The 8,194-nt window shown below is 43.4% G+C and carries 4 protein-coding genes; all 4 read right to left on the bottom strand.

The genetic code is table 11. The annotated features are described in order from the left end of the window. Window positions 1-505 precede the first annotated feature (505 nt). Window positions 506-1,267, bottom strand: a complete 762-nt coding sequence (locus HT697_RS06850) for an IS110 family transposase (RefSeq protein WP_173218789.1) — start codon at window positions 1,265-1,267, stop codon at window positions 506-508. A 236-nt stretch (window positions 1,268-1,503) separates the two neighbouring features. Then, window positions 1,504-2,394: an Rpn family recombination-promoting nuclease/putative transposase gene (locus HT697_RS06845; RefSeq protein ID WP_138703865.1), complete on the bottom strand. Its 891-nt coding sequence runs from the start codon at window positions 2,392-2,394 to the stop codon at window positions 1,504-1,506. A gap of 100 nt (window positions 2,395-2,494) precedes the next feature. Further along, window positions 2,495-4,183: an alpha-L-fucosidase gene (locus HT697_RS06840; protein WP_138703866.1), complete on the bottom strand. Its 1,689-nt coding sequence runs from the start codon at window positions 4,181-4,183 to the stop codon at window positions 2,495-2,497. A gap of 1 nt (window position 4,184) precedes the next feature. Further along, a complete protein-coding gene (locus HT697_RS06835; protein WP_166736836.1) occupies window positions 4,185-7,973 on the bottom strand; it encodes a sugar-binding domain-containing protein in 3,789 nt (1,262 codons plus the stop codon). Between the last annotated feature and the right edge of the window lie 221 nt (window positions 7,974-8,194).

Raw genomic sequence — 8,194 nt, 5'->3', positions numbered from 1 at the left:
GCAAATTTGAACAGCAAAACGCTAAATTTTTATTTGAAAAAAGACAGTAAAAAATCACTTCCTGTGCTATACTGTAATTGAATTTTTTTAGTTTTAGCGTTAGAACTGTTTCCTCAGTCCTATCGCCTTTTCTTTTTGATAAGTCTGTTTGGTGGAGAGTAGTTTGTAAATGATTCTGAGAATCTTATGAGCACAAGCAATAATCGCCTTCATCTTGCTTCCTCTTTGGGAAATTCGATTGTAAAAAGAAGAAAAAGCTGGATCCTTAGAATGTGCTACAATTAATCCCGACATGGTCAGAGCCTGTTTGATATATCGATTTCCTTGCGTAATGTGTGAGGATTTTTTAATGCCAGCACTCTCATAAGATCCTGGGCATAGTCCAGCCCAGGATGCTAAGTGTGCATCGGATGGAAAGGCTGTAACAGTTAGTCCAATCTCAGCTAGAATAGTGGCAGCACAGTTTTCATTCACACCAGGAATGGTTTGAAGTATCCTATTTTCCTCAGGGAAACTCCTTTTCGATGTAGTGTTGAATCTCATCGGTCAATTTTTCAATGAGTTCCTGATACATCTGATATTCCTCTAAGCTCTGGTCTAAGAGGAAGCGATCTTCTAGTGACAACTTTCCTTCCATCGCTTCAACAAGTTCTTCTGGACTTGCTTTCACTCGCTTTTGGATACAAGGGATAACAGATTCTACAGTAATGCTTTCTCCGTTAATAAATAATTTTAAAAGTGATCGCCCTGTCTTAGAAAAAATATCAGAAAGATAACTTGTTAGCTTGATATTAGCCCGTTGTAAGAGATTGTGAATTTCATTTTTGACTTGAGTTTGACGCTGCTTGTAAGAACGCATGCGACGTGTCAGTAAACGAAGCTGTACTACTTCAGGAGCAGGGATATAGGAAGGTTCAATTAGTCCGCAACGGCCGAGTTGAGCAATCCATTCGGCATCTTTCATGTCTGTTTTTCGACCAGGCACATTCTTGATATGTTGAGGATTAGCAAGTACCAAGACGAGATTAGAATCTGAAAAGATATTAAAGAGAGGGAGCCAATATTGCCCAGTACTTTCAAAAAAGACATGTGTGACATGGTTTTCCACCAACCAATCTAAGGCATTGTGAAGAGCTACAGTAGTTGTCCCAAATTTCTTCTGAATTTTCTTTGGCTTATTAGTATCTAGTGGATCATCTAGAATACAACAAACAATGGATTTTTGGTGGACATCAATACCACAACACGTTTCAATCATGACTTCCATTATAAAAACCTCCTGTTAACTATTTGAACAATAGAACAAGAGGCTACTAGTAAGATATTTTTATGCTCAAGGCATATTCGAGTTATCTCATGACTCTTGTTCATCCAGTTTTTTTAACAGGCTAGGAAAAGCCCTATTAGACACCACGGATTTGTATTGTTTATCTTCATTATAAGCTAAACTTCTTTTTCTGTCATGAGTTAGCAGGCTCTGCCTGCTTAGAGTTTTTTTAGTCCTTATTTGTGATGGTCTTTCAATAGCGCCTCAAACTCAGCCACAGTCATACCCAACTGCTGACTGGCAACCTCAGATAGCAGCAGACCTTGGCGAACGAGATTTACTAGACCTACTTTTAATCCCTCTTCAATGCCTTCCGCTCTAGCTGTTTCCAAGGCATAGTCCTGCGCTAACAAGGCCTGTTCTTCTCGCATACGTAGTTGGCTAAACATCTTCCTGTCCTCCTCGGACCAGCTCTTGTAGTCTAGCAGTTGGTCTGCTTGGCTGATGGCTCGCTCGGGTTGCTGGGTAAAGGGCTTATTCCCGAAAAACTCCAACCATGGTTTACGAACCTTGTCTTTGCTGGTTTCTCTGTATTTTTTTAGTTCCAAGAATGCCATCTTGACTAGATGGTTTTCTTGTCCATTGTTTGTGATGGTTAAGACCTCACCTGTCGTGTCCTCTCGCATGCTGAAACTGTGGAAGGCCAAATCATCTGAAAAGTAATTGCTGTCCACGATTGCGATAGCGTATACTGGTGCGATATGTTTGTAACTCTGGTGGGTATCATCTTCTCGTTGGCGAATTTTTTCTAGGTTTTGATTAACCTGACTACATAGGTAAGCCCATAGGCGATTGATGAAAAAATTCTGATGATGAACCTGAATCTCAATAATAACTTGCGTACCATTATCCAACTCCGCCAAGACATCTATGCTAGTGTAGAAATCTTGGGCTGAATAAGGCAGGGAAGGTAGTACATGAATATTGCTCCCCTCCAAAATGGTTACATTTTTGGCAGGCAAGTCCAACATATCGCGGATAAACTGACAAGTGATTTCTGGGTTGCTAAAGATTTTCTTAGCAACCAAATCATTGGTCGGGCTAATGCCCGGATGTCTTAAAGTCATCCATTTCCTCCTTCTATTATACCATATTTTTAAATCTAATTTTGCTAGATTCGATGGTTCTATCTATTTATTCGAAAAGGAAATGAATTGTGAAGATATTTTATCTCGTTTCAACTAAAATATGAGCTTGATCAATCAGTTGTCCATCAACAGTCAGATTTAGATAGAAATCTAAAGTCTTATCGGCAGCAAAATACAGGGTTGGTAGGCACAAATCTTTTTTTCTTTCCCCTGCTTGGAATTGAAGGACTTGAATCTCATCCTGATAGGCGACACCATGCACACCTGTCCCCGGTTGAATCGAAATCTTAGCCTCTAAAGAGGAGCCACTTTCGCTACGTTCAATCCTAAAATGAAGAGCCTCTCCCTTTGTCACAGTTAAACTTTTTTCTGCAAATGCTAGTTCCTGAACAACTTCTTTTTTTGATAATCCAGGAGTTTTATAGAGGGAAATCTTGGTCAATACAGGTAAATCCTGTGACTCTGTAATCATCACGCGCACCTTCTGTGCCTCTACTAGTGGACCTCGCAAGAGGCGCTTATGACCAACTGTGAAGCCCCTGGCAAACTCTTGCCAGACGCCGTCCACCTCTACTTGCACATGAAAAGCAGCGATTCGTTGCCCTAACTTCAAATCTTCTCTTAACTCAATTACATCAAAAGTTTTAGGTGACCCTAACTCAAGTTCTAACTGGATTGGCAAGCCTACGTCGCTTGCCCAAGAGCTGGTCCTAAGGCCATCTGTCAAATGGTGACAGGCAAAGTCTGTGGAAAGAGCTGGACCAGATACCTCAGATCCCAGAGCCAAATCTTCTTTATAGAGCTCATTGCGATAGGCCGCAAATTCATAGAGACGTTCAATATCCTTTGCATCAAAGAGCCCATCTTGATTCGGCGGAATATTAAGCAAGAGTGGAGTTCCCCGACCCACCGAGTGAAAGTAGATTTCGACCAACTCCTCAAGTGACTTAGGATCCTGCTCTTCATGGTAAAACCAGCCCGGTCGAATGGAAACATCTGCCTCACCAATTGAAAAAATCGTGCCCGAGGGATCTCCGTGCTGAAGATAGTCCAGCTCTGCTTCTGTTCCTAGTTTATTAGGATTCACCTTTTGCCACAGGGGATCACCTGCATACCCTCGTTCATTGCCAATCCAGCGTATACTGGTATCTTCTGTTGAAAAAATTAAGCAATCTCCCTGCAGTTCACGAATGGTTTCAAACCATTTTTCAAATTCATAATTGACCTTTTGAGCGCCCTCTCCTCTAGCTCCATCCATCCAGACCTCAGCAAATTTTCCTGCATTACCATAAGCAGGATTTGATAAGATTTCCTGCAGCTGAGCCAGATAATAGGCATTATAGTCTGCTTCTCGGTCCACATGATAGAGGGGACTATGAGCATCCCACGGCGATAGGTAGACCCCCATATCCATATCAAACTCTGTGGCAGCTTGGGATACTTCAAGGAGCAAGTCCCCCTCTCCATTCCTCCAAGGGCTGGCCTTGACCGAATAATCTGTGTGAGCTGTCGGATAAAGGACAAAGCCATCATGGTGCTTGACCACCAAAATCAACTTTTTGAAGCCCGTTTCCTTGAGCACGCGAACCCACTCACGTGCGTCTAACCTTGTCGGGTTAAAGCGTGCAGGATTCTCCTGACCTGTCCCCCATTCCTGGTCATAAAAGGTATTGGGACCAAAATGGATAAAGGCTGCTAGTTCATCCTCTAAATAAGCTAGCTGGGTCGAACTAGGCAAGGGCCCATGCGGTTTTATTTCTCTTACCATACTACTTCCTATCTACATTTTTCTTAACTTTTTTGGCATGCACTTGCAATTCTGTTAACGCTAGTGGATTTACCAAGTTTTCAAATCGAAGACGAAGGGCATAGGTTTCTACCTTGTCAAATTCAAAACGAAGCTCTTCAGCCTTGTCGCTTGAAACTTTTCGGATAGCTGATACAGGTCGCCAATTCTCCTCTTGTTTGAGCAGGGAATCCTTATCCAAATGATTGGGAGTCCGAGGCAAGCTAGGCTCATTCCCTACATAATAATCAATAAAAGTAGGCTCCATCGCCACGTATTCTTGATTCTCAACATAATACAAGGTCACATTATCCACAAATCGCGGTTTTAAAATCCCTGCATCTCCAAAAAGAATGCCCACGCTAGCTTGATCTGACTTAGCAATCCAAGTATTGGCTGTCGATTTCTTCCGAGAAATGACCTTGTCATTGAGGTAAGAGACTGGGTGATTCAGCTCTGAGTGGGAAGCAAAGACCAGAGGCAGATTGGACCCTGTCCATTGATTGGAAATGACTTCCCCATCTACACTGGCATCTGTCACATGAATAGTGACTGTTGCCGGCCACTCACAGCCCGCTACTTGTCCTGTGAGCACACATTCTCCTACCTGATCATAGATTTGAGGATTGAGTTCATCCCAAGTCACCTTGGCCGTATCTCTTCTGCCATCTGATAAGACTAGTTTAACTCGGTCTGGTAAGTGTGGAGCTTCCTTGACAAGCGTCCAGACCCTTTCAGGCTCAATAGCACAAATCCCTTGAACACAAACCTGAGCAGAAGCCTTTAAATCCAAACCCTCTAGCTGACCAGATACCATAAATTCATGAAATTTTTCCAAATCTTCTTTAGGAATTTCCTCCCAGACAACCTTGACTCGTTTTGCATCGCCTGACTCATAGTCCACCAAGACCGAGGACGGAAGCTGTGGATAAGTCCCCTTAGCTGTATACAAGCGAAGTGGTCGTACAGAAACTGCCTGCCCTAGTGAGCTATTTTCTGAGACCTGCAAATGAGTTTGATAGGTCTTTCCTTGATAAATGGCGCGAATAGCCAAGTCCCCTGCAGACAAGCAATGAAGCACTCCCTGCTTGATAATGGCGTGGGCACTGCCACTCATCTCCCAAATCACTTCACTATTCCCCACCTTGTTCACAGGGTTATCCACAGTTTGTGGATAAAGTCCAATGGCTGGGGAATCCCCTTCTTGTAATTCTGCCTGCTTGTTCACTCGAATCTCAAACAAGCGCTTATTTTTCACTGGTTGGGTAGCCAAAGCCTCTCCCACTAAGAGATCAAAACTTGCTGGCTCTAGCCCTCTGGCACTGGCCTTTACTCTGACTAGACCTGCCTGCTCCAAGCTCTGAACTAAGAGGACACCTCTGCCATGAAAGGCTTTCCGCTTAAACCGACCATTTTTCTGAGCCTTGTAACGTTCATGACTGGCCTGCCTGCCATTATCCACACCTACAATGCGAGCAGGGCCTTCAATTTCAAAATGAAGCTGATTGGAAGCAGTCGGAACCCAATTTCCATTCTTGTCCAATACATCAAAATAGAGATAGAGGAGGTCTTGCCCATCTGGCTCCAGTTGTGATTTCTCGGCATGTAACCCAATCTTAGCAGGCTTACCTGCAGTCACCACCCTATCTTCTGCCACAAGCTGACCTTGACGGTCATAAGCTACAGCACGCAATTCTCCCGGTTGATAAGCCAAACGCCATTCAAGATAGAGTTGGCCAGAACCTTCTCCCTCTTGGTATTTTCTACCGCCTGAAGTCCATTTTTCCTGAAAAGTCTTTCTGCCTTGGGATTTCCCATTGAGAAATAGCTCTACTGAACCAGCATTTGAATAGACTCGAACAGGGATATCCCCATACTTATCCACAACTTGTTGATAACTCTTGTGGATTTCCCAATTCCAGTGAGGTAAGATATGAACCATAGGCTGCTGATCTAGGTCCACCCACTGACTTTGGTAAAGATAATAGTCATTTTTAGGAATCCCTGCCGTATCCACGATCCCAAAATAGGAACTCTTTACAGGCGTGTCATTTTGATTGTGCCAAGGAGTCGGCTCACCTATATAGTCCACTCCTGTCCAGATAAACTGACCCGCATAGTCTAGCCGATTTCTATCTGCTATCCAAGAAGCCGTCGCCGTCTTCCCCCAAGGAACCCGATCATTGCCATAGTCTGACTGTTCAAAATTCCGCACGTGGCGATTATCCCCAACCCATTCCTTAGCTGGGCGAAAATAGCTATCACGCGTTCGGGTAGCCGATGAGGTTTCAGACCCGTAAAGTCGCCACTTGGGATGTCTTTTACGAATCCTATCAATATTATCTTCCGAGTAATTCAAGCCTACCACATCCAGCAAATCAGCAATCTTTTCATGACCTCCAGAACCATCTCCAAAGCGGAACTGGTCCATTCCCATGGTCACAAAACGGCTATCATCAATCTCATTGACCCTTTCCAGCAAGCGTTTAATAGTTTTCAATGAATGGGCATCGCCATTTGCTTCGCTGACTTCATTTCCCAAGGACCACATAAAAATCGCTGGATTGTTCTTGCCACGCTCAATCATAGTGCGCAAGTCGTAATCTGACCAGAAATCGCCTGCTTTCGCTTCTGGATGAGTCGCTTCTTCCTCAAAAAAGCGACCATAGTCATATTCTTTCTTGCCTCCATACCAGGTATCAAATGCTTCTTCTTGAATAAGTAGCCCCATTTTAGCAGCCACATCTAGCAAGATACTACTAGCTGGATTATGGGTGATTCGAATCGCATTGACGCCCATTTCCTTCATCTGGCGCAATCGTCTCTCGGCAGCTGACCTGTTTTCCACAGCTCCCAGAGATCCATAGTCATGGTGCAGACAAACTCCATGAATCTTCAACCAGCGACCATTTAGAAAGAAGCCCTTATCCGCTTGCCAATCTATATAGCGGTAACCAAAGCTCTCCTCTTCTTCATCAACCAAAATGCCATTTTTATAAAGGCGAGTCTTCAACTGATAGAGATGAGGATGGTCAATATCCCAAAGCAAAGGTTGGAAAATTGATATGGCTTGTTGGAAAGAATATTTGTCCCCAGACTCAATCACTAGAGAGTCTGTCGCCTGCCAGTCTGACAGCTGTTGTCCATCATACCAGATACTCTGTTCTAAATATACCGACACAGACTGAGGCCCATCATTTGAAACTTTACTTTCAAGCTGAGTTTCCACCCATCCATCTCTTTGCTCCTTGAGCTTGGGACTTTCTATCTTAATCCCATATAAATCCAGATGCACCAAATCTCTAATCAATAATTTTACTTCTCGGTAAACACCACTGCCCGAATACCAACGACTGCTAGGTTGCTTATTTTCCACAAAAACCGCAAGCTGGTTGGCTGTCCCATCGTTTCTTAGATAAGAGGTGATATCATAAGAAAAGGGTGTATAGCCATTGGGATAATAGCCCAGCACTTGCCCGTTAATATAGACTTGGGCATTCATGTAAACCCCGTCAAACAACAAACGCACCGATACAAGACTGGCATCTTCTTCCAAGTAAAACTGCGTCCGGTACCAAGCCTGACCCCCATTTAACTGACCACCCTCATTTTGCGCTGGCGAATAATGGTCAAAATCATTGTAAATACTCCAGTCATGTGGCACTTGAATGGCCTGCCAATTTCCCCTCTGAAAATCCGGTGCCAAGGCCTCTTCCTTCCCCATCTCTTGGCTAAAAAACCAGTGATTTCGTAAAACTTCTTCTCTTCTCATACAAGCATTCCTCTTTAAACGACTCGATTTACTTGACTATAGCACAAAACAAAAGCGCTTTCAAGACTTCCTCTATCACTCCCTAAATACTCAGAAAAGATTCTATAATTTGTGGAAAAGTCTGAAAATCACTCCATATTCAAGCAAACTAATAAAGTCAAACCTTACAAGAGCGCAAAAAAACACCTCTCTGAATGTTCATTCCAGAGAGATGTCCCTTT

This window comes from Streptococcus sp. 1621, assembly GCF_013276615.1.
Lineage (GTDB): Bacteria > Bacillota > Bacilli > Lactobacillales > Streptococcaceae > Streptococcus.
The sequence above is the reverse complement of the archived record's forward strand: the minus strand, read 5'-3'. Positions and strand labels throughout refer to the sequence as shown.

Coding starts and splice junctions, on each gene's coding strand:
- HT697_RS06850 (WP_173218789.1), bottom strand. CDS start 1,267: ATGGAAGTCATGATTGAAACGTGTTGTGGTATTGATGTCCACCAAAAA.
- HT697_RS06845 (WP_138703865.1), bottom strand. CDS start 2,394: ATGACTTTAAGACATCCGGGCATTAGCCCGACCAATGATTTGGTTGCT.
- HT697_RS06840 (WP_138703866.1), bottom strand. CDS start 4,183: ATGGTAAGAGAAATAAAACCGCATGGGCCCTTGCCTAGTTCGACCCAG.
- HT697_RS06835 (WP_166736836.1), bottom strand. CDS start 7,973: ATGAGAAGAGAAGAAGTTTTACGAAATCACTGGTTTTTTAGCCAAGAG.